Source organism: Chitinophaga sp. CF118 (assembly GCF_900112615.1).
Lineage (GTDB): Bacteria > Bacteroidota > Bacteroidia > Chitinophagales > Chitinophagaceae > Chitinophaga.
In genome coordinates, this window is the sequence record NZ_FOMK01000001.1 from 1,447,418 (window position 1) to 1,474,232 (window position 26,815).

Here is a 26,815-nt window from a genome sequence, read left to right on the forward strand (position 1 = left end):
TACTTTTAGCATTCAATTAAAATGTTAGCTGTAGTCCAAATACATACCGTCGTGGGATGCTTAATGGGCCGGCTGCATTGCCAAAGTTCTGCGCTTCACCCACAGAAGGTCCTTCAGGACCGGAGGTAACTATATGTTTATTGTAGAGTGTATACAAATTATCGCCACTGGCATACACCGTGAAGTTTGATAACTTCATACGGTTGATTAACGACTGCGGTAAATCATAACTTAACCGAACATTACGAAGCGAGGCATTACTGGCATCGTACATATATTTGCTTGATCCGAAATAGTCCGTAGTTACCTGGTAATAAAGTTCCGGCTCGGTAGCGTTGGTCTGCCCGGGTGTTGTCCAGGGAATCTGGTTTTTAGTGTAGGCCAGCTGGTTATACCGATCAAGATTGGATACCTGGAAAGACGCAGTATAGTTATCGATGATCGTATATTTCAATGCAAAAGTGATTAAAACGCTCAACGAAAATTGCTTGTAGGTAAAGTTGTTGGTGATGCCACCATAGAACCTTGGCTGGGAAGAACCGATTGTTTGAAACTGCCTGTTGTCTGAAGCTGCATCTACTTCAGCAATTGTATTTACATATTCCACACCGATTTTATTTCCCTTATCGTCGAAGATCAGCTTTTCAAATCTCGGCTTTCCTGACTGTGGGTCTACGCCGGCGTACTTAACAGCTTTTAAAGCATTGATATCATCTCCTTTAAAAAGATAATAACTGTTCTGAGGGAAGTATCCCTGTCTTAATGAATCATTGGCCACCTTAACAATCTTATTCCTGTTAAAGCTGATGTTGAAAGAAGTACTCCAGGAGAAATTGGACTTGTTTATATTCTGAGAATTCAGCACTATTTCTATCCCTTTGTTTTCCACTGTAGCCGCATTCTGCCATTGTGTTGGAAAACCTGACAAAGCTGGCAATAACACCTTCTGTAACAGGTCTTGAGATCGACGTTTGTAAACGTCCACCGCAGCTGTAAAACGTTTAAAGAACTCCATGTCAACACCTGCATTCCATGATTTGGTTACTTCCCATCTGAGATTCGGATTACCTAATACCGAAATCGTGGCCGCTCCGGCTCCGCTGTACGTATATCTTGGATCGTACAACGTTCTTGTGAGAAAGTTGTCGCCAAGTTGAGAGCCACTGGTTCCATAGTTGGCCCGTAGTTTTAAATAACTGATCCATTTTACATGCTGGAGGAATTCTTCGTTGCTGGCGATCCAGGCACCACCTCCGGAATAAAAAGTACCATAGCGGTTATCACGGCCAAAGCTGCTGGATGCATCCCTACGTACTGAAGCGCTTAAGCTGTACCGGCCTTTATAGGTATATCCTGCTTCGCCAAACCAGGAGTAAATGGCCTTTATATCCTTTCCACCCTCGATATTACCCGCTTTGGTAGTCGGGATACCGAAGATCGATAAATCCGCCGCGCCACCGATTTCCCTCCCAAGCGAAATAACGGGGTAACCGGCACGCACATGGTTTACATTTACAAGCATGTCCTCAACAGTGGTTTGTCCGAATTCCATACCGGCCAAAGCGCGGAACATATGTTTACCTACATTTTTGTTAAAGGTCAGCTGGTTGGATGTGAGATAAGACATAAGATTGTCGGTGATGGTTCCCAAAAATCCTTGTGGGGCAAAAAAGGAACTGCCCCCGTTATAAGTTCTTACATCTGTATATTGGGTATTTTTGTTGTAGTTAAGATTACCAGAGTTAGTACTGGAAATGTTCAACCAATCGGTAATTTTATAGTCTAACTTAAAAGACCCGAAAAACAATTGCGACTGCCGTTTTGAAAAATTATACTGCCTGCTGAACAGGGGATTGTCAACGATCTGCTGCATTCCTCCCATTTTAAAGTTAAGTGCCTGGCTAACCGCCCCATTTGCGGCATAAGGGTTTGCCCATGGAATAAGGGATTGAATGTTATCAACGGTATTACCCTGGTCCCGGCGACCATCATTCATAATGCCATTAATAGATATTGTGGCTGTAACCTTGTCTGTTAAACGACTTTCGAGGTTCAGGCGGAAAGTTTTTCTGATCAGACTATTAAGGACGCCGGTAGCTTGCTCATTGTAGTACGAACCACCCATATAGTACCTGGTGCGATCATTTCCTCCGCTGGCAGACAGGTTTACTTCTGTGGTATGGCTGGTTATAAAAGCGTATTTCGCCCAGTCGTAAGAATTATTTACCTGCTCTTGTGTTGGCAGGCGATATGCCAGGTAATTATCCAACGTGGGGAACATGGAGGATAAGCTGGCGTTGTTCTGCGAATAATCTTCGGTATAGAATCGTTTTTGTAAGTCAAAAAGCTCTTCCCCGTTCAAGTACTTTATACGACCCTGGTTAGGCTGATTAATACCATATTTCACATCGGCGTTTATTCTTGTTTTTGCGTTACTCCCTCTTTTAGTGGTGACCACTAATACGCCCGCTGCTGCTCTGGATCCATAGATGGCGGTAGCTGCAGCGTCTTTCAGTATAATGATGTCCTGGATTTCCTGTGGCGTAACCAGCTCTTTCAGGTTTTGATTGGGCATGATTACTCCATCCAAAACAATAAGTGGCCCATAGTTGAGTGCAGGTACTACAAACTCATTGATCTGATCTACACCAACGCCCGCTATACTGCTCTGCCCTCTTACAAATATTTGTCCGCCGCTGCTGGTGGGGTCGGCAGCATTCTGTTCCGAAATATACAGACCCGCTGCCCTTCCTTTGAGTAAAGATGCGGGATCGGAAGAGGTGATGCCTCTTCTGATTTCATCTCCTGATATTTTCTGTACTGCCCCAGTCAACTCTCCGGGCTTCTTAACCCCGTAACCGGTGGAGATGACTACTTCTTTCTGCTCGATCGCTTCCTGCTGGAGCGTGAAAGCGAGTTCAAATGGTTTATCTGTTACGATCAGTTTTCTACTGATCGTGGAATACCCGATACTGGATATTTCCAGCGTATAAGTACCTGGTGGTACATTCTGCAATACAAATATTCCATCTTCATTGGTAGTTGTGCCTATCGTTGATGGTTTCAATCTTACTGATACGCCCGGTAGCATTTTACCATCGGCCCCCGCAATAATCCCTTTTATTATCACCAGGGTATTGTCAATATTATTTTCCTGCAAAACCAGATCATTGCGGGGAGTCACTGGTGCCTTAATTGAAAGCGTGACGGAGGTGTTTCTTAGACTATACTTTAATGGTTGCTGCTGAAAGAGCAGGTCGAGAAACTTCAATAATGGTAAGTCTCTGGCTGTAATTGTCACTGGTTTGGCAATAGACAGCAGTTTTTCATCAAAGAAGAAAACATACCCGGTTTGTTTTTCTACAAGCGCCAATACTTTTGATAGGTCTTCGTCTTTAACTGACATAGACACTTTGCTCTGCGCTGTTACGTTTGCACTAACATACAGTGAGGCAATAAGCATTAAAATGAATGTAATCCTCATAACTCGCAATGTTTGGTAGAGACAACCAGGCCCAGAGCTGCGGGCCTGCACGCTTTTCGCATTTTTTTGCATAATTTTGGTTGGTTTGGTAAATAACAGGATCTATCCAGACTTGACTATTGCCAAATTGTAGCCGGGTATGTTGACGCATTCCGGCTTTTTGCTTTTTTAAACGGTTGGTTTTTGATTGTTAATTATATACTACTATTGTTTTTCCCTCTATTCTAAATTTAATATTCACTTCCTGGAGCGCCTCCAGTACCTGTGCCAGGCTGAGATCGCGCTTGATTTTTCCTCTGAAAGTTCGCGATGAAACTTGTCCCTCATAACGCACATCTACGTCGTACCAGCGACTCAGCTCATTCATGACCGATTCCAGATTAGACCGGTCAAAATTAAATAGTCCGTACCTCCAGGCCATTACCTGGTCGATGTTGGCATCGTTTACGATTTTAATATCTGCTTGTCCGGCCGCCGCTTGCTGGCCTGGCTTGAGTAATACAGGTTGATTTGTCGGGTTCGACATCGATACGACGCCTTCCAGTAAGGTGGTTTTAATAATGCCTTCATCCGGATAGGCGTTTATGTTAAAATGAGTACCCAGTACTTTTACCTCAGCCTTACCATTTGCACTTACTTTAAATGGTTTTTCCTCATTCTTTGCCACCTCGAAATAGGCTTCCCCACTCATTTCCACCCGGCGCTCCTGCCCCAGGAAAGTAGTTGGGTACCGGATAGAGCTGGCTGCGTTTAACCAAACCCTGGTACCATCCGGCAGGGTGACTTTAAATTGTCCGCCACGGGGGGTACGCAACGTATTATATGTCATCGCATCCTTAGCCGCCGAAGCCACATATACCAGTTGTCCACCTTGCTGCCGTACTAGAGAACCGCCTTGTTGCAGCGTGCGATTACCCGCACTATCCAATTGTACCGTAGAACCATCATCCAGGGTAAGGGTAGCACGTTCGTAACCCGGTGTTACCTTTTCTTTTTTTGCAACGCCTGCAATTTCCTTCTGATTCTTTAACTGAAAATAGCTGCCAATACTCACGAGAAACAATACCGCTGCAGCGGCAGCCCAATACCAGCGTTGCCTTACAGGTCTCATCCGTACCTGTTTATCAAGAATAGCCGCCAACACATGGGCGCCACTGGGCGTCTGAACCGCCGTTCCCTGCAGTGCTTCCCAACGTTGACGCATAACCGATTCCAGCAGCACATCGTCCGATTCCATCACCAACGCCATTAACTCCTGGCGCTCAGTCTCAGTGGCAGTACCTTCGAAATAAAGCTTAAATAATTCAGTCAGCTGCTCATTCATGTGGAATAAATTAACCTGTACATATAAATGACACCTGAGTTTTCAAAAAGTATATGCGAAACCTATTTTTTTTCAAAAAAGAGAGAAAGTAAAAGGGTCACAGCCAGACCCAGTGAAGAACGATTTTTTACGTACTGTGTAATTAGGTTGATCGCCTGCTGCATGTATTTTTTGACCGTTGGCAGTGCAATGCCTAACTCTATCGCTATTTCCGCCTGTTTCATTTTGCCGATTCGGTTCATTGTCCATACCTGGCGACAATGTTCCGGCAATTGGGCAATCGCCTGGTCTATAAGGGAAAGATGCCATTCCCTGGTTTCCTCCGTTTCAACGGTCGGGACTTGCTTGGCAAAATCATCTAACAATGCACTGCGGCGCGCTAGATTGCGCATGGCATTGAGGGCATGGTGACGGGTCATCACCCAGAGATAAGGACTGAATCGCTCTACATATTGTAAAGTCTCGCGTCCCTGCCAGATCTTCATAAAAATATCCTGTAAAATGCTTTCGGTTTCCGGGGCTGATTGGACAATGCGATTGACGTATGTGTAGAGTAACGGGTAATATTGGTCGAATATGATAGCAAATGCTTGCCCATCGCCTTCTGCTATTCTCGATAATAGTTCTTTTTCGTTATATGTTTGATTGACTGACACGTTGTATATGAATCGCAATCTAGGATAATTTCCGAGAACTCGCCAATATAGTCTACTAATTAGAATGCAACAATATGAGCTATATCAATTTCTAATGATCTTTATTAAATTAACTATAATAGACTTCATTGGATGATATTGGGCTCCATTCCCAATTTGACAACATGAGCTAATTTCACTTTTTGTTTGCTGCAATCCATTTTGCAATATCATTACATGCCGCTTACACGTAATCATTCGATCCGGAGCGTCTTTGCGCTAAAATTCATGGATAATATGTTCAATTATGGACAGCAATTGTACGGAACTGAGCAGATAAAGGGCATTTTTGAATCACAGTTGGTTGATTATTAATATTTTGTAATGCTGGCATCTTTTTGGAATATCTGCACTACACAAGTGGTATAACTATGATCAAAAGCTACTTCAAAATGGCCTGGAGGAACCTTCTCAAAAACAAGGTTTCTTCCTTCATCAATATCTGCGGACTGTCTGTCGGGTTTGCCACAGGCATTATCATCCTGCTGGTAGTTTTGGATGAAGGCAGCTATGATAAATTCCACGTCCACCTGAAAGATACTTACCTGTTGATGCGGACCCAGTACCTGAGTGAAGAAACTAAAACCGGCACAGCAACGCCCGGCCCACTGGCAGCAAGCCTGCGTGCCGAAATACCGGAAGTAAAATATGCCGCCCGTGTGGCATTCGCAGGCGATCAACTGGTAAGAAATGGTGACAAAAGCACCTATGAAGATTGTATGTATGCCGAACCGGATTTTTTTAACATTATGAGCTTTCCGGCCTTGGAGGGTAACCCTTTGGCGGTATTGCGGGAACCGGATGCGATAGTGATCACCGAACGTACGGCTAAAAAACTGTTTAACGGAGAAAATGCCATCGGTAAAATGCTGGTGTTTAACAATCTCCTTACGCTAAAAGTAGCGGCCGTGATAAGGGATGTGCCGCTGAACAGTACCAGTCGGTTTGATGTGGTGCTTCCCTTCCTGCTTTTTGAGCCGGGTAGCCCCAGACTGAGCAAATGGGATGATAACCACCTGCAGACATGGATACAAACACAGCCCAACACCCGTTTGGATGTACTCAATACGAAATTGAAAAATCTGTTTCTGCAAAAGCAGGATGAAAAGAATAATATTCTGTTTGCCTATCCTTTCGCTGACCTGCATTTACATGGTCAGTTCAGCAACGGTAAACCCAGCGGCGGTATTATTGACATCATGATGCTGCTGGGCTGTATTGGCGTATTTGTTTTGCTGATAGCCTGTATCAACTTTATGAACCTTTCTACTGCAAGGTCGCAACAACGTGCGCGCGAAGTAGGTATACGAAAAGCTATGGGAGCTAATCGCAAACGGATCATATTACAATTTCTGAGCGAAGCCCTGTTGCTTTCATTTCTGGCGCTCCTGCTGGGTGTTGTACTGGCGCAACTGGCGCTGCCCGGCTTTATGCGTATGGCCGGCAGGGATTTCAAGCCTGATTTGCTGAACTGGCGTATATGCGGGTTAGTACTGGGATTGTGGCTGGTTACCGGGCTGCTGGCTGGCAGTTACCCGGCGTTTTACCTGAGTCGTTTTGAACCGGTAAAAGTGCTGAAAAATCTCCTGCCTGCAGGAGAGGGAGGCCGCTTGTTACGGAAAGGGCTGGTAACCTTCCAGTTCGTGATCTCCATTTTCCTGGTTATTACGACTATAGTTATTTTCCGGCAACTGCATTATGTGGAGCGCAGGCCTTTGGGTTATAATCCGGAGAATCTGATTGAAATACCCGCAAGAGGCGGCATGAAGGATAAATTTGATCTGCTTAAGAATGAACTGTTGCAGCTTCCTGGCGTTAAAAGTGTATCTGCGGGGGGCGATAACCTGGTACGGTTCGGAGGAGGCATGAATGGCGTGGAATGGCCTGGAAAAACGGCGGACCAGGATTTGGTGTTCACTATCGCCAATGTGCAATATGACTGGGTAAAAACGGTTGGACTGAAAATGGTGGAAGGCCGCGATTTCAGCCGGGCATATGGGGCTGATAGCTTCACCTGTCTGATCAACGAGGCGGCTGTAAAAAGCATGCATCTCAAAATGCCTGTTGCAGGTATGAAACTAAACAATAATGCAGTGATCGGCGTGGTACAGGATTTTGTGTATAACGACCCTACAGGCACTCCCAGGCCCATGATCATTTACCTGAACACAGGTAGCCTGGACCATTTTTTTGTACGCATCGAGAATAATGAAAACTGGCAGGAATGCCTGTCAAAAATTGAGCGGGTAGTTAAGAAGATCAATCCTGGTTATCCATTTGAGTTTAATTTTACAAAGGAAGAATATCAGAAAAGGTTCAACGTTATCCGCTCTATCGGGTATATGGCAAATACATTCGGGGGGATGGCCATTTTCATTTCCTGCATGGGGCTTTTCGGCTTATCCGCTTTCCTGGCGGAACGGCGTAGCAAGGAAGTAAGCATCCGTAAAGTGTTAGGCGCCGATATTGGTAAGCTTTGGTTCCTCCTATGCAAAGATTTCCTGAAACCGGTGTTGGTGGCATTTATACTCACTGCACCGCTCGCAGGATGGGTTATGCAAAAACTGTTGCACACCATGGATTATCATATTGAATTATCTTGGTGGATGTTTGTGCTGGCAGGTGTATCTACGATTTTGGTGGCCATCATAACTGTCAGCTTCCATGGTATTAAAACCGCTCTTGCCAACCCGGTTAAATTCCTGCAAGCGGAGTGAGAAATTAAATTACTTGATTAAAGCTCACCACTCAAATACCGAAGAAATAATTTGAGCATACTGGAGTATAAACCCGATCAGTGCAGCAATATCCTCAACAACATATAACGCTTAACAAACTTCCATTAAAAGGTTGTCGACGCTTCCTATGTACACAAAGTCTTATTTATATCGCAAATTCAAGCCGGCCGTTTATGCTCCTTTTGAGCATTGCCAGCTGTCCGCAATGCCACATGGTATGTTTGATATTCCAGTCAATCGCTTCCAGTTTACTGTGGGCTATGGGGTGTCGAGGCATAACAGGCTCCAGCGGCGCCCTCATTTGTTCCGCCGAAAGCGTTTCGATGATACCTATTGACTTTTTCTCTATGATCGCGAAGTGCTGTCGAAGCATTGCAGCTGACGTCTTTCCGACGGCATTCACCGGTGTTCCTTTCGTAAATAGTTCGCTATATTCTTTTAGAGGAACCTCCCGTAATACGTCCATCTGGTGACCTGCAATGACCATAATTGAATGATAGTAATAACTAACTAACAGGTGACCTGCCTGCCAGGTAACATTCGAATCAATACCATTAGGAATATGGTCCCACTGGTCCAATGGTATCCCATCGATGAGCCGGTTCGCCCATTCATAAGCGTTTTGAGTTTGGCTAAGCAGCAACTGACGATAATGCATGTTTTTTTCTCAAAAATAGCCTTCGGCTGCTGCATACTGATTGATCTGAATCAAGAACCAGGTTCAAGTGAGATCTTTTTTCTTATCCTACTGATGGTTTCAGGTGTGACGTTTAGGTAAGACGCCAGTAAATACTGGGGAATGCGATTCGCCAGATCCTGTTGGTCCTCCATTAAGTGTTTATAGCGCTGGTAAGGCGTATCCAGCAACAAGGACTTTACCTTGTTGTGCATTTTTACAAATAAATATTCGTTCATCTTCCGACTCATGGTTTCCACGAAGGGATACTGCCCTCCCAGTCCATCAAGCTTCGTGCGCTCAATGACATAAACAGTTGTATCCTCCATGCAGATGATTTGTTTGTCCGAAGTGGCCCGGGTCACATAACTATAATAGTCGGAGATAAAACTATTTTCAAATGCGAACTCAAAGACGATATCTACGCCATCTCTATCGAAAACACATTTCATCAATCCCGTTTCAATTAAACCAATGGTATGGCATACCCTTCCCCGTTCAATGAAAACATCATTTTTCTGTAACTCTACTTTCCGGAAATGCGATAAAAAAGCCTCTGCATCCTCCTTCATGATGTCAAAAAAAAGCATCAGACTTTCGATGATTACCATATCTGTAAAAGTAGGCAATAATTAAGTTCAACAATACCGGCGAACACCTGGTTAACTGCATCCCAATTGACGCACATAAGACTCTAATCATACATATAAAGGAAGTTTATTCATTTATTCTCTCCCACTAAGTGTCATTAGCAATTCTCAAAGAGTCCTTATTGGTAACAGATTGATGTAAAAGATCTCTTTCAACAACTCAATTTGACTTTATGGTATTATCTTTTGCCTTTTTGATGTAATCTTCACTAAAGCTATCGGTGTCCAGCGCTTTTTCATTGCGATTTACAAATGACACTCTTCCGTATTTGTCCACGCTGTAAACGGTTGTCATTTCAGAAGGGAAATGATAATCGAACCTTTTAAAAGTAACCACCAGGTGATTACTATTTATTACATATCCACCTTCAGTAGTTATTTTATGCGCTCCATTTTTTATTATTTTGGGAAAGGTAATTTCCAATGTTCTTTTGCCTTTGCTATTCACACGGTAAAGGACATACTCCTCACCGGTTGCATCATGATCATAATCCATCAAATATTCTGGTGCGGTAACTACCTGAGGAGCATTTGGATTTTCTTGTGGCACAGGGGTTTCAATAATATCTTCCTTTATATTTTTTGTACACACCTGGTAACTAAAACCATTTATTTTTACCGCTTGTATCAACCTGACTGAGGTTGTTTTTTGACCGGACACTTTTACCTGGGCATTAGTGAAGCTAATGGTAAAAGCCCAAAACAACAGTAACAGATATTTCCTCATTTTATTTTGCTAATTTAATTTGATACAAATTAATTTCTGATAGTTTAAAGCAAATGGTTAAAGATCCTTTGCGGAGGAATATAATAAAAAATATAATTATATTAATACCTCTTTCTTTTCGGTCGGAGTAAGCGAACAAATTTGCGACGATTTTGATCGAATCGGGAATATGCGGTCAAATTAATACCAATCACTTAGTGATTACATTAGTTTATCCAATTCCTATATTGAATAAATTATTTTTTCACAAGTATCTGCCAGATTGATTGTTTGATCTTGTTGTTTAATAAATCATAATTGCAGAGAAGGATACATGTGGAATTTACTATAAAAAGCCTTCAAATCTAATAACTTGAAGGCTTTTTAATTTGTCGGTCGGGGTGAGCGGACAGATTCTGAACTTTATAAACGCTTTGATCATAATTGGAGAAGATTATTCAAAGTGCAACTGCTCGAAACATTCGAGCTGTTCGAAATAAGGTCTGACTACTCAAAAAGCGGTTCTTTTAAAAACCTGATGCAATCAAAAGTTCACCACCCGAAAGAAATGTTAAACCTTCCATCTGGATAATTGTACTTAACCCGGAAGAATTTTTTTTCCATCCACTGCTTCCTGTTTTTTGAAACCATTTTCCAGTTTGGATGATCTTTAAACTTCACCTTTTCAGGCTTGTCCGTACCATCTTCCTCATATCTCATGTGAATAAATGGATTATCATAACAGGATTTCCAGAAATTAGAATGCCATCTGCATCTGCTGCATACTGCATGCAATTCCTTACTTATAAGGTTATAGGTACGGCGATGCATTGTTGCCTTCAAGCATTTGTGACGTTTCATTGTGTAGCATTTAGTGCTACAGGGCGTCAAATTTCTTCTTCATAGGTTTGTGATTTCGTTAGATTTCTATTTTTATTAAATAACATTATCAAGTTCCATCATTAGGATCAGGATATATTGTAATTATAATAACAGAGAAGGATACATTTAGAATTTATTATAATTAAAAAAGCCTTCAAATCTAATGACTTGAAGGCTTTTTAATTTTTCGGTCGGGGCGGCAAGATTCGAACTTGCGACCTCCTGCTCCCAAAGCAGGCGCGATAACCGGGCTACGCTACGCCCCGAACCCGTAGACCATCTTTCGATGTTGGGATTGCAAAAGTAGAACATTTTCGGAATATTCCAAAAGTCTTTCGAAAAAAATATTCAAAATCTGGGAAAGTCCTGTAAGAAAAACTCGTTTTCAGACTCTGATTCTATCACCAGACCGAGCCACCAGACTAACTAACAGGCAGAAACAAATAGATACAAAAACAAGTTAAATTATTTTTTAGTTGGTTTCATTGATAACGATTTCTGATATCAAAGCAAAATAGATCGGCCCTTTAAATTAAGCCCAAATAAACCCATTACAGCGTCGAAAATAACAGACAGGTCAGTTATGCTCATTGAAGACAGAAACCTCCGCAAAACAAGCTTGTAATCAATAACAGGCATCAAAAGATTATTAGCAGAGAAGAAGAACGAAGAAACGTAAACCGGCTCAGTGCGTATATTTATACTCTATATGCTGATAATACTGTTCCTTATCCGCAGTTCCCTGATAATATTTAACCATTTCTTTCAGTCCATTACTACTCCATATTGTCAATTCTCTCTTTACTGGAACCCATCCACTCACATTCCCAAAGATTAATTTCTCCTCTTCACTATTTGATTTCTTCACCTGTACTTTAGCAACAAGCCCATTCTGGTAAGTAAGATCCTCCTGGAATAACCCATCATCCGAAATTCGTGTTACCTTATACAATACCCTTCCATTGAATATTTTCTTCTCCTTTAATCCCGGGGGATAACTGTATTCTGTTCTTTCTATGATCGAAGTATCACGATAGATGGTTTCCGTGGTTATCCGGCCATCCTTATCTGATGTTCTGATGCATACATTCCTGGTTCCTCCCGGTTTTGTATCCTCAATCTCTATCTTGTCCTTTTTATAACTGATGATCTTATTCATAAATACCTGACCGTTGGTATTTCTGTAAACTTTCTCAAATACCAATCTGTTCTGTGTATCATAACTGACAGAATCTGTTAACCAGGGCAAACCATCTGCGCCATAATTTACACACATTGTCTGCAAACCGGCAGCATTATAGGTATAGCGCTTATCCTCATAATCATCCTCTTTAAACAGATCATAGGTACGCCTGAACACAAGCAACCCCTTTTCATTGTAAACACAACTATCTACGAGTTGTTTTTTATCATTCAGATGATTAAACAACCACGAAACGGAAGATTTTATATGATTCGCTTTAAATACACCAGCATCCTGCCCAAAGGAAGGAAATAGGAATCCTGCCATCAGTAGCAATAGGAAGTAAATATTTTTCATAGGAATACGAAGATAAACAAACTTCCTTTTGCTTACCTTTAATAAGAGTATGCCAAGATCTGATTAGTGAAGCGATGAACACCAACAATGAGAATGCATCCGCCGAACCGGATAACGAGTTAAAATATACCGCAAAATATGTATCCCGACTAGAGGCTATCATTGAGGGCCAGGTATATGTGCTTGAGATGATTTCCAGGAACATTCCTATTCAGGAGGTGCTGGAAGGGATCATCGCATGGGTGGAAGGAAATAGTGAAGGTGAATTGCTGGCCTCTATCCTACTAACAGATAAAGAAAATAAAACACTCCTGCATGGTGCAGCCCCATCCTTACCCGATTATTATAATGCTGCTGTAAACGGTATCCCTGTTGCATATGGAGAAGGATCCTGCGGAACCGCTGCTTTTCTGAAAGAACAGGTGATAGTAGATGATATTGCTACTAACCCACTCTGGAAAAAATATACTGCTTTGACCACAAAAGCCGGATTAGGTGCCTGCTGGTCTACGCCACTTATTGGCAAACAGGGTAATCTCCTTGGTACCTTTGCCATGTATTTTAAAACTCCCCGTAAACCGACAGAAAACGATTTGCATATTATCCGGCTGGTAGGCCGTACTATCATTATTGCAATAGAACACAATCTCGTAGAAGGTGAGAAACAATGCCTCCAGTTAAATGAACATATAACTGCACAAAAAATACTGGAAGAACGACAGAATTTTTACCAGCTACTAATGGATGTTCCCGCTGTTATTGCTGTATTAAGCGGCCCGGATCATATTTATGAACTGGCGAATAAAATATACATGCAGACATTTGGCGTTACCAGGCAGATCATTGGTAAAACCATTAAAGAAGTACTACCCGAACTTGAAGCTCAGGGTATTTATAAATTACTGGACGAAGTATACAATACCGGCGAACCCATAATAGGGTATGAGCAAGAAATAGAACTGGACCGCTCCCGAACAGGTATCCCTGAATCAGTTTATCTAAATTTCATATACCAGCCTATCCGGGACCATGCCGGCAACATCTCACAGATCCTGATACATGCTATTGATGTTACACAATCTGTGAAAGAACGCCAAAGAGCAGAAAAAAATGAAGAACAGTTCAGAAGTTTTGTGCTGAATGCCCCCATTCCTATCGGCATATACATTGGCAGGGAAATGAGAATCCAGACTGTCAATGAAGCCATCCTGCAAACCTGGGAAAAAGATGAGTCGGTAATCGGGAAAACATTCAGAGAGGCACTTCCTGAATTGGAAGGGCAACCCTTCTTCGACAAACTCGATAACGTATTCATGACAGGAGAATCTTATGAGGCTGTGGAAGAAAAAGTATTGCTGATGAGGAACGGTAAACTATCTACAACCTACTATTCCTTCACTTACAAAGCATTGCGGGATCGGAACGGACAAATCTATGGAGTGATGAATACCGCACTTGAAGTTACCGAACAGGTGATAGCCAAACAGAAATTGGCAGAAGCTGAATATACCCTCCGCAATGCTATCGAAGTGGCAAAGCTCGGTACCTGGCAAACAAATCCGTTGACAGGAGAAACCACTTTCTCCGAGCGGATCAAAGAATGGTATGGAGGTGCTCCCGATGAACCGCTGACCTTTGAACAGGCGATGCAATGTATGTCAGATCCTTCAATCATTAACAATGCTCTTGTGAAGGCGCTGATGCCGGAATCCGATGGGATTATCAATGTGGAATATGAGATCATCCATGCTGTTACCGGCCAACATCGTATCATACATACAGTAGGCAAAGTGTTCTTTGATGATACCGGAAAACCCTACCTGATAGTAGGTACCTCGCAGGATATTACCGCACAGAAACAATTGCAGATAGAACTGGAAACAGAGGTGCAGGAGAGAACAAGAGAATTGAGCAAAGCCAACCAGGAACTGAAAGAAGCCAATCAGAATCTGGAAAGAGTAAATAAAAACCTGGAACAGTTTGCCTATGTAACCAGCCATGATCTGCAGGAACCTCTGAGAAAAATAAAAATCTTCTCCGATATCCTGCAAACCAGAAGTGAAGTACCTCTCTTGCCCTTCACTAAAAAATATGTGGATAAGATAGATGCATCCGTAAACAGAATGAGCGCACTCATCACCGATCTTCTGAATTTTTCAAGAATAGAAAAATCCTGTAAAATATTTATTCCTACAAACCTGAATGCGGTTATCGAAGAGGTAATAGAAGATTTTGAACTCGCCATCAAGGATAAGCAAGTGATACTTAATGTGTCTCCGTTGTTGCAGATAGAAGCGGTTCCGTTGGAAATGCGCCAACTGTTCTTTAACCTGATTGGTAATGCCATTAAGTTTTCCCGGCAGAACATCCGTCCGGTGATTAATATAAATGGCAGAATACTTACAGCAGAAGAAGTAGCTAATGATGAAAGTTTAAATTCTTCATGGCCCTATTATGCAATAGAAGTGAGCGACAATGGCATTGGGTTTGATTCCAGATATGCTGATAAGATCTTTACCATTTTTCAACGGTTGCATAACCGCGAATTATATTCCGGCACGGGTATAGGTCTCGCACTTTGTCAACAGGTGGCAATTAATCATCACGGAAAGATTTTTGCCGAAGGGATAGAAAATAAAGGAGCCCGCTTTTTTATCTTGTTACCAATACACAGGTAAATACTATTGGATTTTAGATACTTTCGCAACAGAATTTGATAAACAGAACCATGGAAGCACAAATGCCAGCTAAAAAATATTTCTTTCTGATATTGATATTAGGGACTCTCACTGCGTTAGGCCCTTTTTCTATAGATATGTACCTGCCTGGATTCGAGTCTATTGCATTCGACCTGCACGTTACCTCTAACGATGTTGGATATTCTCTATCAAGCTATTTCATCGGCATTTCTGCCGGACAACTACTTTACGGTCCTCTGCTTGACCGGTTTGGCAGAAAGAAACCTCTTTATATAGGACTCGTATTATACATCCTGGCTTCTGCCGGCTGTATAACAGCCAGAAGCCTTGATGCGCTGGTGATTCTTCGTTTTTTCCAGGCACTTGGTAGTTGTGCTGCTGCAGTTGCTTCTATTGCAATGGTGCGCGATCTTTTTCCGGTACAAGACTCTGCTAAAGTATTTGCCCTGCTGATGCTGGTAGTTGGTGCTTCTCCAATGATAGCTCCTACCGTTGGCGGCTATGTGACTGCAGCGTTTGGTTGGCAGACGGTATTCATTATACTTGGAGTAATGGGTATCCTGATCTTACTGGCAAGTATCTTTTTCCTGCCGGAAAGCTATCACCCGGATATAAATATGTCTTTAAAACCAGGGCCTATCCTGATTAATTTCCTCTCTGTAATTCGGGAACCACAATTCTACACCTATGCACTGACTGGCGCATTGGCCTTTTCCGGTCTGTTCGCTTATGTTTCCGGCTCTCCCGTTATGTTCATGAATATCTTCCATTTAAGTAAAGAAACCTATGGATGGATCTTTGCAGGCTTGTCTGTAGGCTTTATCGGCTCCAGTCAACTAAACAGTTTAGTACTACGCCGGTACCGGAGCGATCAGATCATCATCGTAGCAATGATCTGCCAGGCTGTTGTAGGGATTATTTTCCTGGCTGGCAGCTATTTTGAATGGTATGGCTTATTGTCTACAATCGTCATGTTATTCCTGTTTCTGTGTTGTCTCGGCTTTGCAAATCCTAATGCATCTGCTTTATCTATAGCTCCTTTTAAAAAGAATGCAGGCAGTGCTGCGGCATTGATGGGCGCATTGCAAATGAGTATTGGAGCACTGGCATCGGTAGGTGTTAGTTTTTTCAATACACATAATTCATTACCTATGGTTAGTATCATGGCCGGTTCTGCTATACTGGGAGTACTGACAATCATTATTGGCCGTAAACAGATAGGACACCCTGTACTAATGCAGGAAGCAGAAGAGGCTGTTGTTATACATTAATTAAAGGTGTCTTAAGCTATACTTTTGATAATAGCCATCATATCTTCCTCTCCATAACCTTTTTTCATTGCAGCCTGCAAACTATCGGCCAGTGCATTGCCCAGGGGCGTATCCAATCCCTGTGCCTTTGCAAGGCGGATATCTTTATGTAGAAGATTTAATGCAAATGCAGGTTTAAAGTTATTATTGAGGATATTCGGAGATTTCATTTTGGTAATCACACTACCTATGGGACCGCTATTAATCAATGACAACAGGCTTTCGGGAGCAATTCCGTTCTTTCTGGCAAAAACTACAGCTTCTGCCAATCCCTGCATAGTAATACCCAGGAAAGTGTTAATGGCCAGCTTGGCGTAATTACCGCTGCCATTCTCCCCCATCAGATGAGCAGCCTTACCAAGACATCCAAATACGGGCTTCGCACGCTCAAAGTCATTTTCCCGCCCTCCGGCCATAATGACCAGCTTAGCATCTTCGGCCGACTTCACTCCTCCGGAAACAGGTGCATCCAGGTAACCTATCCCTTTCTCCCTGCATAGGATTGCCAGTTCTTTTGTTGTGTCAGGAGATACTGTACTCATATCAATAGCCAGCAAACCAACTGGTATCTTTCCGGATAACATGCCATCTGGCAATTGGTAAACTGCCTTCAGCGCTGCATCATCTGTTACCATCGTAATGATAATATCAGCATTAGCTGTCAGCTCTCGCGGAGAAGTGACAACACGTACGCCCGTTTCGACCTTCAATGTTCGCGCCTTTGCAACAGTCCGATTATAAACTGTTACATCAAATCCCGCACGGACAAGATTTCTAACCATGGGAATACCCATGTTACCTAATCCGGCCCAACCAATTCTTATTGTATTCATAGCCTAAATTTATGATGCTTTCATGTCAGGAGATTGCAAAATAGGAGCTTATTACTACGTGGAATTATATGGGGTATCATTTTGCCATCCTGAATAAAGCAAGGGAAGTATTTTGTAGGGGTATCATCCTGTAATCCTGTATAAATGGTGAAGATAAAAGATTGGAAATGTCTGTGATTACTAATTCTTTCACTTCTGAGAAACATTGTTCATGTTCCTGTCTGGTGGTTTCTAGAATATAATAGTAACTTCTGATGTTACTGAATGCCTTTAACAACATGGCAGATGTTCTCTCGTCCTTCTTGTGTTTAAAATTGGAAATATGCTTCTTTGCCAGAAACGATGCCGTATACATCAGCAAAAGCCGCAGTTCAAATAAGCTGCTAACATCTGTATACATTTTTTCTTCCAACCGCTCTTTAATTTGTAACAACTCTAACATATATATAAAAAACAGAATCAATTCAAATATCAAACCAAGATATACCTATGTGCTATATTAACTGCAAATAATTATAAATGAACCGCTTGTTGATGAAATAGTATAAATACAAACTAATGAAGAGGGGCTGGAATTCTACATTTTTACACAGTTTTGTAGAAAGACAAGTATTGCGGGTAGAGAAGATAATATGAATTGAAACAACCTGGGCAGTAAAAAGTAGTTTTATAAAAACTAAGAGGTATGAATTAAAAGGCCATATCAATATGATACAGCCTTTTAATGGAGGGAGACAATACTCCGTTTTATTTAATTTACAATTACTTCAGATAAGCGCGGATCATCCAGGCCCACTCCTCATGTTCCTTCAGTAATCCTGTCAGGAAGTCTGCAGTTCCGATGTCCTTATAATCATCTTCTACTTTAGAAATATGACCACGCACACTACGAATAATTGTTTCATGATCATCCAGTAGGTTCTTCAATTGTGTTTGTTGATCATTCGTATATTCTCCTTCATCCAGATTTGTCAGTTTCAGATAATCTTTCAGGCGGCCTTCTGCATAATGGCCAATTTTACGAACGCGTTCAGCAATTTCATCTATTGTTTCTGCCAGCTCTGTGTACTGCTTTTCATAGAATTTATGTAATTCCATAAAACTCGGACTCTCAATATTCCAGTGGTAATTGCGCGTTTTAGCAAATAACACCTGCTCATCAGAAATGAGCTGATTGAGAATGAGGGCAACTGCTTTTGAATTTTCTTCGCTGATTCCAATGTTTGCTTTCATATACAAAAGGATATTTTAGTGTTTATTTCATTTTAAGTTTTTCTAACATAGCAGTAGACAAAGAATCTGAGTAAGCACCATAAGATGTTACCAGCACTCCTTTTAAACCGGAAGTAGACTCAATGGCATATACAGCTGCTTCATCGGAGGGATCTGAGTTACCTTCATAACGGTAAACATCTACGATATTAAATTCGTTAACATGAATCTTATCCCTATCTGCTAAAAGATAATCTCCTTCAAGATTAAAATCAATCGTAAATCCTTGTTTTCTTAAAGCATCGATAGCGTTGGATACTGTGTCGTAATGAGAATGTCTTTCCACATTGGGGTCATTCATGTCTTATGATTTTAATGGTAAATTAAAATGAGGAATTCAAATGTAATGCAAAATAACAGCAAAAATAGCGCCGGTTTATACTGAATGTCTTCTGGTAATACCCAGCTTTTTCATTTTAGAAGTTAAGGTGGTAGGAGGTAAATCCAGAAGTTCTGCAGCACCTCCCGGACCGGCAATTTTATAATTGCATACTTTCAATACATGCAGAATATGTTCCCGTTCCAATTCAATAATAGTCTTAATCTGCTGACCGGAAGAAATATTTCCGGGAGCCGCCGGTTCAACAGAAACAGGCAATTCCACGTTTCCGATTACATCATCTTTTGCGAGCAGTACATTCCTCTCTACCAGATGTTGTAATTCCCTTACGTTTCCCGGCCAGTGATATGCCATAATATCGTTCAATACTGCAGGAGACATCCCCTTAACCACTTTACCGGTTCTGGAGGCATACATCCTTATAAAATGAGATACCAGCAAAGGAATATCCTCCTTACGTTCACGCAATGAGGGCATTTGTATCGGAAAAACGTGTAACCGGTAATACAGGTCCAGCCGGAAATTCCCTGAGGCAATTTCTTTTTCAAGGTTACGGCTGGTAGCCGCAATAACCCGGACATTTACTTTTATAGAGCCTCTTCCCCCAATACGTTCAATTTCTCTTTCCTGTAATACCCGCAGTAATTTAACCTGCAGATCCAGCGGCATCTCCCCTATCTCATCCAGGAAAATAGTACCTCCATCTGCCTGTTCAAATTTCCCAATTCTTTTATCAATAGCACCGGTAAAGGCACCCTTTTCATGACCAAACAATTCTGATTCGATCAACTGAGCCGGTAGTGCGGCACAGTTGATCTTTACAAATGCTTTTGTTTTCCGGGTTGATAACTGATGAATCGCATTGGCTACTCCTTCTTTACCAGTTCCTGTTTCTCCTAATACCAGTACAGAAGTATCCATCGGCGCCACCTGACCGATAAGATGGAAGATATGTTGCATCACCGGGCTATTCCCGATGATCCCTTCAAAGTTGGGTGCTATTCCCTGTTTGGGTGGTTGTTGCAACAAAGGTGTATTTACAACTATCGTATCTGGTCTCAGTTGCTCCTGCTCATAACGGTAACGCGCAATATCCAATGTTACCAGCAGATCTTTTTCCCGGAAAGGTTTTACAAGAAAACCATATGGTTGCGTGTTCTTTGCCGCTTCCAATATTTCACGGTTACAGTTTGCCGAGAGATAAACAAATGGGATATTACTCTCATTCAGCTCCATCGCCAGGTCAATTCCGGTAAGATCTCCTTTCAGGTAAATATCAAGTAACACTATATCCGGCCGCATCATTTTAAGGATTTCCTGCGCTCTGTACACAGAACGGGCAATACCACAAATACGATATCCTGCCCGTTCAAGTGTTAAACGAAGATCACTGGCTACAATCAGTTCATCTTCTACAATCAGAATTTGTTCATTCATTGTAATGTTATGATTTGTTACTTTTATTCATCGGGTTATTACATCTAAAGCAGCTTTGACAGCATTAGCGGCTGTCTTCATACAATAAAATTTTCTCTTCGACAGATTTACGATTCTCGTTGACTCAACAAAATATACAACAATTCTGATAATTTTACGAAGGCTTTCTAAATTGAAAACAAAAATGCTTTATTTTTTGTAATAAAAAATCATCATAGATTAATTCTATATATGCATTATTTTTGGCCCTCACATGAAGTATCTACGCTATTTCTTATACGTTGCATGGCATTGGGGGCTTGACCTGGCTATTTTCATTGTAAAACATGAGATCCGGGGAGAGAAGAAATATGGTATCAGCACCATCGGTCTTGATAACCTGTCGGAGACTATATCCAAGGAAGACCGTGCACATGTAAGCACCTATGAACCTGTCAACTACTATACCTCCGGCTGGCTATTTGATCAGTTGCAATCCACCGACACTACCTTTTTAGATGTTGGATGCGGCAGGGGCAGGGTATTAGTCATTGCAGCCGCTTATGGATTTAAGAACATTATCGGTATAGATTTTTCCCAGAAATTGTGTGATGAAGCTACCCTGGCTTTTAAAACCAGATATCCAGACAGATCTGTTACTATCACCTGTGCCGATGCCCGTCAATATAATATTCCGGATACTGTAGGTGTTATATTCCTGTTTAATCCGTTTGACGCGATTGTCATGAGTGAGTTTATTCAGAAAGTAGATGAAAGCCTGACAAGAAAGAACCGACCGTTGAAAGTATTATATGCTAACCCTCAATGCAAAGAGCTTTGGCTGGATGCCGGCTTTAAAGAAACAGCCTCTTTCGTGAAGAAAAGATATTTGAAAGGGTGTGTATTAGAGAAAACTATTTAGTGACCTGATTCTGTAATTTCAGGACTGTAATATTTTCTTAGATCAAATTTGATCAATTAAATATGATTATAACAGTGAAAAAACTACTATGATATTAGCATTAAAACAGCGGATTTTTCTGTAAAAAAACTCTTCTAAAATATTTTGCGAAATATGAAAAATTCATACCTTCAATTTATGAATGAAAGTGAATTTTTAGAAATGCACGCTATTTTGAAAGAGCAACAACGGGAAGTTAGTTCGTCTGTAGAAGCTGCAGATGCGTTGCTTACAAAATATAATCTTAAACATCTTTTAGTACCTATAGGTACTAATGCGGCTAATACGCCTGATGTTTCACGTTAATCCAATATTCACATCCCAAAAATTCTTATCTAATTAAACTTCTAATTTATGACAGAAAGAGAATTCTTAGAAATGCACGCTATTTTGATGGAGCAACGGTTAGAAATTACTTCATCAGTTGAAGCTGCCGATGCGTTGCTTACAGAATATAATCTTAAACATCTTTTGGTACCTATAGATACTAATGAGGCTGATACGCCTGATGTTTCATGTTGATGTAATATTACATCCCAAAATTCTTATCTAATTAAATTTTAAATTTATGACAGAAAGAGAATTCTTAGAAATGTACGCTATTTTGAAAGAGCAACAACGGGAAGTTAGTACCTCTGTTGAAGCTGCCGACAAATTGCTTACAGAACTTAATATCAAACATCTTTTAGTACCTAGAGTTACTAAGCAGAGTTAATAGGCCTGCCAGATGTTTTTGTTAATCCAATTATTCCTCCTCAAAAAACTATTAAATATACCTACCTATGGTACATTCTACGCGTCCCGGTTTAATTATCGGGTTTCATGGCTGTGATCAGCAAATTAAAGATGCATTAGTCGGTAAAGGACTTCGTATGAATCCCAGTACCAAAAGTTATGACTGGTTAGGAAACGGGTGTTATTTCTGGGAGAATAACTACGAGAGAGCACTGGACTTTGCTAAAAATCCACCTGGCAAAAAAGTCATTAAGCATCCATCTGTTTTAGGAGCAGTTATTGATCTTCAGTTCTGTTTAGATCTATTAGACACCACATTTTTAAATGTTGTTAAAGACTCGTATACAAATTTTTCTCTAGCTGCTAAGGAATCAGGAATGAAACTTCCTCTAAACAAAACAACGGGATTATCAAAAGACCTGCTTATCCGAGATCTGGACTGTGCTGTAATTGAAAATGTACACAAAAAAAGGTTAAATAACGATCTTAAACCTTTTGATTCTGTCCGGGGTGTTTTTGTAGAAGGAGAAGCACTATATCCAGGCGCTGGTTTTAACGCAAAAAACCATATCCAGATATGTATCCGTAATCCCAACTGTATAAAAGGGTTCTTTAATCCTGTTGAGGAAACTCAATGGCCACAAGTAGAAAATTCATTCAATATGAAGGCAAGGCAGAATTGACAAATGTCAAGTCCATTTAGTATCAAATGTCATAGGAAACAGGGTGCCTTGCACCATAGTTTTATATTGTTGTTGACAACCACCCTCAGTTCGATAGTATGATTATAAGTCAGTTCAAATAATTAGTATATTTATGATCAGATGAAATTAGAACTTTATCAGGTAGATGCATTTACCAACAAGACTTTCGGAGGTAACCCCGCTTGTGTCGTTCCGTTGAAACAATGGCTGGCAGATGACCTCTTACTAAAAATAGCACTAGAGAACGCCGTTGCAGAAACGGCTTTTTTCGTAGACAATGGCGATAAGATTCACCTGCGATGGTTCACGCCTGAAATAGAAATGGATCTTTGTGGACATGCCACACTGGCAACAGCGCATGTGCTTAAAACGATCCTGAACTATCAGAATGATACCATTACCTTCAATACATTAAGCGGAGATCTGATTGTTACAGTAGATAAAGACCTGTACACATTAGATTTCCCTTCAAGGAAACCGGTAACGGCAGAACTACCAGAAATTATAAAACACTCCCTAAGCAAACAGCCGACTGCCATTCTGAAATCAAGGGACTTTGTGTTAGTCTATGAACACGAATCAGATGTCAGGGATATCAAGATCGACAGACAAACATTCGACCAGATCAATCTCGATCCAGGCGGAGTAATCATCACCGCAAAAGGTGACAACTGCGACTTTGTATCCCGCTTCTTCACTCCCCAGGCATCCATATTAGAAGATCCTGTAACAGGCTCTGCACATTGTTCTTTAATTCCTTACTGGAGTGAGCAACTCCAGAAAAAAGAGATGTCTGCATTGCAATTATCCGATCGTATTGGCACGTTGTATTGTATTGATAAAGGAGACAGAGTATTAATAAAAGGCAAGGCTAAAACCTATTCAGCAGGCTTTCTCTGGACAGAATGATCAATTTCTAAACAACGTAGATTTCATCACTCTGGTGTATAGCTCCGTTGAGATTAAATAAGATGTATGAAGTTCTCTGCAATAGGATGCAGCTGATTGAAATATATACCGGGAGAAGTTCCCACTATCTTCTGAAAATCTTTATTAAAGTGTGCCTGATCATTATAACCCAGATGATCTGATACCTGCCCGTAAGTAAAACGGGAAGATTCATATCGTTTACTAAAAGACTTTATTCTGATGATCCCTGCATATTGTTTGGGACTCATTCCTACACACTCCACAAACTTCCTTCTGAAATTCCGTTCACTCATCAAATGCTGCCGATGCAATACACCAATATCAAGATTGCCTTCAGCAGCATGAATCTGCCGCACCGCATTGAATATATGAGACAAATGATAGTCATCCTTATCAGACCTAACATATCTCATTAAGAACTGTTCCAGGAAACGATGTTTAGCTATCTCTGAAGGGTAAGTATTTAACTGGTCAAGCAGGCTGTAAATATCTTGTCCAAACACATCTCCTGCATCTATAGTAGAAGCTTTGATATGTTCCAGACTATCATTAATAAAAAGATGCGCAGCTCCCGGCTGAAAAACAATTCCCACCAGATGCACCTTATCATTGTATTGCAGAAAACTCCTGTTGGGATAAAGACCTGTCAAAGAAACTCCGGGCATCTTATCAAACTGCACCTCATCACGGGATAAAGTAACACCAGCCCCAAGGTTAAAAACCAGGTCTAACGTCCCATCCGGAAGACGACGGTGAACAATGTCATTCAGTCCCTGAGAAAGAACAGAATAAAAGCATTGCACATATTTCCCTAAATATAACGGACTGGTTTTAACGATGTCCATAAATTAAATGGCCGTTTTTTACAAACCGATAATGAAGATAATTCTTTAGCATTGGGGAATATTATAAGCCCATGAAATTTATCACATTTACCATCTTTTTAACAATCTTTTCCGGACTGGCCAATGCACAGAATCCACTTACGCCCAATGAGAAAATCCAGGTCATTGATTCAATCTCTAAAAGGCTTACGGAACGTTATGTTTATCCGGAAGTAGCTGAAAAGATGGTGAAGCAACTACAACAAAATGTACAAAAGGGCAATTACACCAATATTAAAGACCCGAATGCATTTGCAGATCAACTCTCTAAAGATCTGTTAGCTGTTTGCCATGATAAACACCTGGCGGTAAGATATGATCCCCAAGGGATGATACATAGCGAAACAAAGGAGGACAGCCTTGCCAATGTAAAGAGAAGATTTGAATTCTCCCGCTCGCAAAACTTTGGCTTTAAGGAGCTTAAAATCCTGGATGGGAACATTGGCTACCTGAACCTGAGTAGCTTTGAAGACCCCGTCGATGGTGGCGCTACAGCGGTACTGGCCATGAACTTCCTCAGTAATGCAAATGCCATTATAATAGACCTGAGAAATAACGGAGGAGGGGCCACCACTATGGTACAACTACTGGCAAGTTATTTATTTGATAATCAGCCGCATCCATTAACTGACATCTACTGGCGGCCTACTAATTCCACATTCCAGTTATGGACCCTGGCCTATGTAGAAGGCAAACGCATGCCGGATGTAGATGTGTATGTCCTCACCAGTAAAAGCACCTTCTCTGCCGCTGAAGACTTCTCCTACAGTCTTCAAAACCTGAAACGCATTACCATAATTGGAGAGACCACCGGTGGAGGTGCTCATCCTGTAAGCCCCGTAGCAGCGGCCAACAACTTTATCATCCACATCCCCCAGGGCAGATCTATCAGTTCCATTACAAAAACCGACTGGGAAGGCACCGGCGTAAAACCGGATATTGAGGTAACAGCCAAAGATGCATTATTAACCGCCCAGATAAAGGCCCTGGAAAAGCTTTCCAAGAGCAACGACCAGGCTAACTGGGCCCTGATAGCTTTGAAAGCTAAACTGCACCCCTTAACGCTAAACTTAACCCCTTACCTTGGTACCTATGGAGACAGGACCATTTCTCTCGAAAACGGACAATTATATATTCAGAAAACAGGGAATTCAAAATACCCATTAGTGCCTATAGCAGACGATTTCTTCATGATAGAAGACCTCCCCTATTTAAGAATTAAAATGATCCGGGAAAATGGTCAGATCACTGGTTTAAGCAGGATTTATGATGATGGCGCAATAGTCAATAACCCTAAAAACTAAAACTTTATTTTGTTTATTTAACAGTGTTAATTAATTTTAACACTGTTAAATAAGATAGAATGAAAGATAAAAAGATCCACGAACAGCGGATGAAGGGGTATTTCTTACAGGCTACCAAAGAAATATTAAAAGCTGAGGGACTAAAAAGTCTTAGTGTCCGGAATATTGCTGAGAAAGCCGGTTATTCTTATACAACCATGTATAGTTATTTCCAGGATATTAATGACCTGATATTTTTATGCGTTCATGATTTTTATGAAGAATGCAAATTATATGTGAAGGATAGAACAAAAAAACGGGGGAAAAATACGACTCATTTAAAGTCCACTATCAGAGCTTATGCCGATTTCTTTATTCAATATCCTGGAATTTTTGATCTTTTCTTCATAGAAAAGATGGAGGATTTCGGAAATAAAAAATCTATTGTGGATGTGATAAACTCCTCATTAGATCAGATCTGCGAAGAAGCATGGAATGATTGCATTGCGCTGAATCTGATAAGTGCAGACCATATTGAAATAATGAAAAGCCAGGTTAGATCCACTGTTTTCGGGTTATTATTATTGTATCTCAACCGGAGGATACCATCTTCTTATACAGCGTTTGTTAATCAGCTCAACATCCAATTGGACAGGATCTTTGATATTAGCACAGGGACTGCTTTGTCAACAGAAAACGCTACGGTGAATAATGCTTTAATTTCAATCAAAGTTGGGAATAACCGGTAAATCA

Annotated in this window: 25 protein-coding genes and 1 tRNA gene; 11 read left to right on the top strand and 15 right to left on the bottom strand. The window is 41.1% G+C overall.

Annotated features, from left to right (window positions below):
* Positions 1-16 precede the first annotated feature (16 nt).
* From BM176_RS05550 to BM176_RS05560, 3 genes are all read right to left on the bottom strand, one after another.
* On the bottom strand, positions 17-3,484 hold the full coding sequence (locus tag BM176_RS05550; RefSeq protein ID WP_177230305.1) for a SusC/RagA family TonB-linked outer membrane protein: 3,468 nt from the start codon (positions 3,482-3,484) through the stop codon (positions 17-19).
* A 190-nt stretch (positions 3,485-3,674) separates the two neighbouring features.
* Positions 3,675-4,808 carry a FecR family protein gene (locus BM176_RS05555; protein WP_090100417.1) on the bottom strand — a complete coding sequence of 378 codons (1,134 nt, stop codon included), beginning with the start codon at positions 4,806-4,808 and terminating at the stop codon, positions 3,675-3,677.
* A gap of 62 nt (positions 4,809-4,870) precedes the next feature.
* The gene (locus tag BM176_RS05560) at positions 4,871-5,464 is read right to left on the bottom strand and encodes an RNA polymerase sigma factor (protein ID WP_177230306.1); all 594 of its coding nucleotides are present in this window, start codon (positions 5,462-5,464) and stop codon (positions 4,871-4,873) included.
* 410 nt (positions 5,465-5,874) lie between these two features.
* Between BM176_RS05560 and BM176_RS05565 the strand changes: the two genes are divergently transcribed.
* Positions 5,875-8,220 (top strand): ABC transporter permease, encoded by a 2,346-nt coding sequence (locus BM176_RS05565; protein ID WP_090100421.1) that lies wholly within the window; start codon positions 5,875-5,877, stop codon positions 8,218-8,220.
* Positions 8,221-8,386: 166 nt separating this feature from the next.
* On the opposite strand, the gene BM176_RS05570 is transcribed toward BM176_RS05565, so the two are convergent.
* The 6 genes from BM176_RS05570 to BM176_RS05595 all read right to left on the bottom strand — a co-directional run bounded on the left by BM176_RS05570 (position 8,387) and on the right by BM176_RS05595 (position 12,695).
* Positions 8,387-8,899 carry a DinB family protein gene (locus BM176_RS05570; RefSeq protein WP_090100423.1) on the bottom strand — a complete coding sequence of 171 codons (513 nt, stop codon included), beginning with the start codon at positions 8,897-8,899 and terminating at the stop codon, positions 8,387-8,389.
* A 50-nt stretch (positions 8,900-8,949) separates the two neighbouring features.
* Entirely contained in the window at positions 8,950-9,528 is a 579-nt protein-coding gene (locus tag BM176_RS05575) for a Crp/Fnr family transcriptional regulator (protein WP_090100425.1), read from the bottom strand.
* Between the two features lie 199 nt (positions 9,529-9,727).
* Positions 9,728-10,294, bottom strand: coding sequence for a hypothetical protein (locus BM176_RS05580; RefSeq protein ID WP_090100426.1), 567 nt, complete (start codon positions 10,292-10,294; stop codon positions 9,728-9,730).
* Between the two features lie 531 nt (positions 10,295-10,825).
* On the bottom strand, positions 10,826-11,134 hold the full coding sequence (locus BM176_RS05585; RefSeq protein ID WP_090100428.1) for a hypothetical protein: 309 nt from the start codon (positions 11,132-11,134) through the stop codon (positions 10,826-10,828).
* A 212-nt stretch (positions 11,135-11,346) separates the two neighbouring features.
* Positions 11,347-11,421: transfer RNA gene (locus BM176_RS05590), tRNA-Pro, on the bottom strand.
* A 419-nt stretch (positions 11,422-11,840) separates the two neighbouring features.
* On the bottom strand, positions 11,841-12,695 hold the full coding sequence (locus BM176_RS05595) for a hypothetical protein (protein WP_143097722.1): 855 nt from the start codon (positions 12,693-12,695) through the stop codon (positions 11,841-11,843).
* 74 nt (positions 12,696-12,769) lie between these two features.
* Here BM176_RS05595 and BM176_RS05600 point away from each other — a divergent pair, with 74 nt between their 5' ends.
* Both BM176_RS05600 and BM176_RS05605 read left to right on the top strand, forming a co-directional pair.
* The gene (locus BM176_RS05600) at positions 12,770-15,373 is read left to right on the top strand and encodes a PAS domain-containing protein (protein ID WP_090100432.1); all 2,604 of its coding nucleotides are present in this window, start codon (positions 12,770-12,772) and stop codon (positions 15,371-15,373) included.
* A 50-nt stretch (positions 15,374-15,423) separates the two neighbouring features.
* Complete coding sequence (locus BM176_RS05605; protein ID WP_255373443.1) at positions 15,424-16,665, top strand: multidrug effflux MFS transporter; 1,242 nt, start codon at positions 15,424-15,426, stop codon at positions 16,663-16,665.
* An 11-nt stretch (positions 16,666-16,676) separates the two neighbouring features.
* On the opposite strand, the gene BM176_RS05610 is transcribed toward BM176_RS05605, so the two are convergent.
* The 5 genes from BM176_RS05610 to BM176_RS05630 all read right to left on the bottom strand — a co-directional run bounded on the left by BM176_RS05610 (position 16,677) and on the right by BM176_RS05630 (position 20,586).
* The gene (locus BM176_RS05610; RefSeq protein WP_090100434.1) at positions 16,677-17,537 is read right to left on the bottom strand and encodes an NAD(P)-dependent oxidoreductase; all 861 of its coding nucleotides are present in this window, start codon (positions 17,535-17,537) and stop codon (positions 16,677-16,679) included.
* Positions 17,538-17,613: 76 nt separating this feature from the next.
* Positions 17,614-17,979, bottom strand: coding sequence for a hypothetical protein (locus tag BM176_RS05615; RefSeq protein WP_090100436.1), 366 nt, complete (start codon positions 17,977-17,979; stop codon positions 17,614-17,616).
* 320 nt (positions 17,980-18,299) lie between these two features.
* A complete protein-coding gene (locus tag BM176_RS05620; protein ID WP_090100438.1) occupies positions 18,300-18,770 on the bottom strand; it encodes a Dps family protein in 471 nt (156 codons plus the stop codon).
* A gap of 22 nt (positions 18,771-18,792) precedes the next feature.
* Positions 18,793-19,110, bottom strand: coding sequence for a hypothetical protein (locus BM176_RS05625; RefSeq protein ID WP_090100440.1), 318 nt, complete (start codon positions 19,108-19,110; stop codon positions 18,793-18,795).
* Between the two features lie 75 nt (positions 19,111-19,185).
* Entirely contained in the window at positions 19,186-20,586 is a 1,401-nt protein-coding gene (locus BM176_RS05630) for a sigma-54-dependent transcriptional regulator (protein WP_090100442.1), read from the bottom strand.
* Positions 20,587-20,839: 253 nt separating this feature from the next.
* Here BM176_RS05630 and BM176_RS05635 point away from each other — a divergent pair, with 253 nt between their 5' ends.
* From BM176_RS05635 to BM176_RS05650, 6 genes are all read left to right on the top strand, one after another.
* Positions 20,840-21,487 (top strand): class I SAM-dependent methyltransferase, encoded by a 648-nt coding sequence (locus BM176_RS05635; protein WP_090100444.1) that lies wholly within the window; start codon positions 20,840-20,842, stop codon positions 21,485-21,487.
* Positions 21,488-21,640: 153 nt separating this feature from the next.
* Complete coding sequence (locus BM176_RS05640; RefSeq protein ID WP_090100446.1) at positions 21,641-21,832, top strand: hypothetical protein; 192 nt, start codon at positions 21,641-21,643, stop codon at positions 21,830-21,832.
* Positions 21,833-21,880: 48 nt separating this feature from the next.
* Positions 21,881-22,048: a hypothetical protein gene (locus BM176_RS32385; protein ID WP_177230308.1), complete on the top strand. Its 168-nt coding sequence runs from the start codon at positions 21,881-21,883 to the stop codon at positions 22,046-22,048.
* 46 nt (positions 22,049-22,094) lie between these two features.
* A complete protein-coding gene (locus BM176_RS32390) occupies positions 22,095-22,241 on the top strand; it encodes a hypothetical protein (RefSeq protein WP_177230309.1) in 147 nt (48 codons plus the stop codon).
* Positions 22,242-22,308: 67 nt separating this feature from the next.
* Positions 22,309-22,944, top strand: a complete 636-nt coding sequence (locus tag BM176_RS05645) for a hypothetical protein (RefSeq protein WP_090100447.1) — start codon at positions 22,309-22,311, stop codon at positions 22,942-22,944.
* 141 nt (positions 22,945-23,085) lie between these two features.
* Positions 23,086-23,874 (top strand): PhzF family phenazine biosynthesis protein, encoded by a 789-nt coding sequence (locus BM176_RS05650; RefSeq protein WP_090100449.1) that lies wholly within the window; start codon positions 23,086-23,088, stop codon positions 23,872-23,874.
* 53 nt (positions 23,875-23,927) lie between these two features.
* Here the strand turns inward: BM176_RS05650 and BM176_RS05655 are convergent, their stop codons facing one another.
* Positions 23,928-24,740 carry a helix-turn-helix domain-containing protein gene (locus BM176_RS05655; protein WP_090100451.1) on the bottom strand — a complete coding sequence of 271 codons (813 nt, stop codon included), beginning with the start codon at positions 24,738-24,740 and terminating at the stop codon, positions 23,928-23,930.
* Positions 24,741-24,811: 71 nt separating this feature from the next.
* Between BM176_RS05655 and BM176_RS05660 the strand changes: the two genes are divergently transcribed.
* Positions 24,812-26,083 (top strand): S41 family peptidase, encoded by a 1,272-nt coding sequence (locus tag BM176_RS05660; RefSeq protein WP_090100453.1) that lies wholly within the window; start codon positions 24,812-24,814, stop codon positions 26,081-26,083.
* A gap of 59 nt (positions 26,084-26,142) precedes the next feature.
* Positions 26,143-26,811 (top strand): TetR/AcrR family transcriptional regulator, encoded by a 669-nt coding sequence (locus BM176_RS05665; RefSeq protein ID WP_090100455.1) that lies wholly within the window; start codon positions 26,143-26,145, stop codon positions 26,809-26,811.
* The last annotated feature ends 4 nt before the right edge of the window (positions 26,812-26,815 follow it).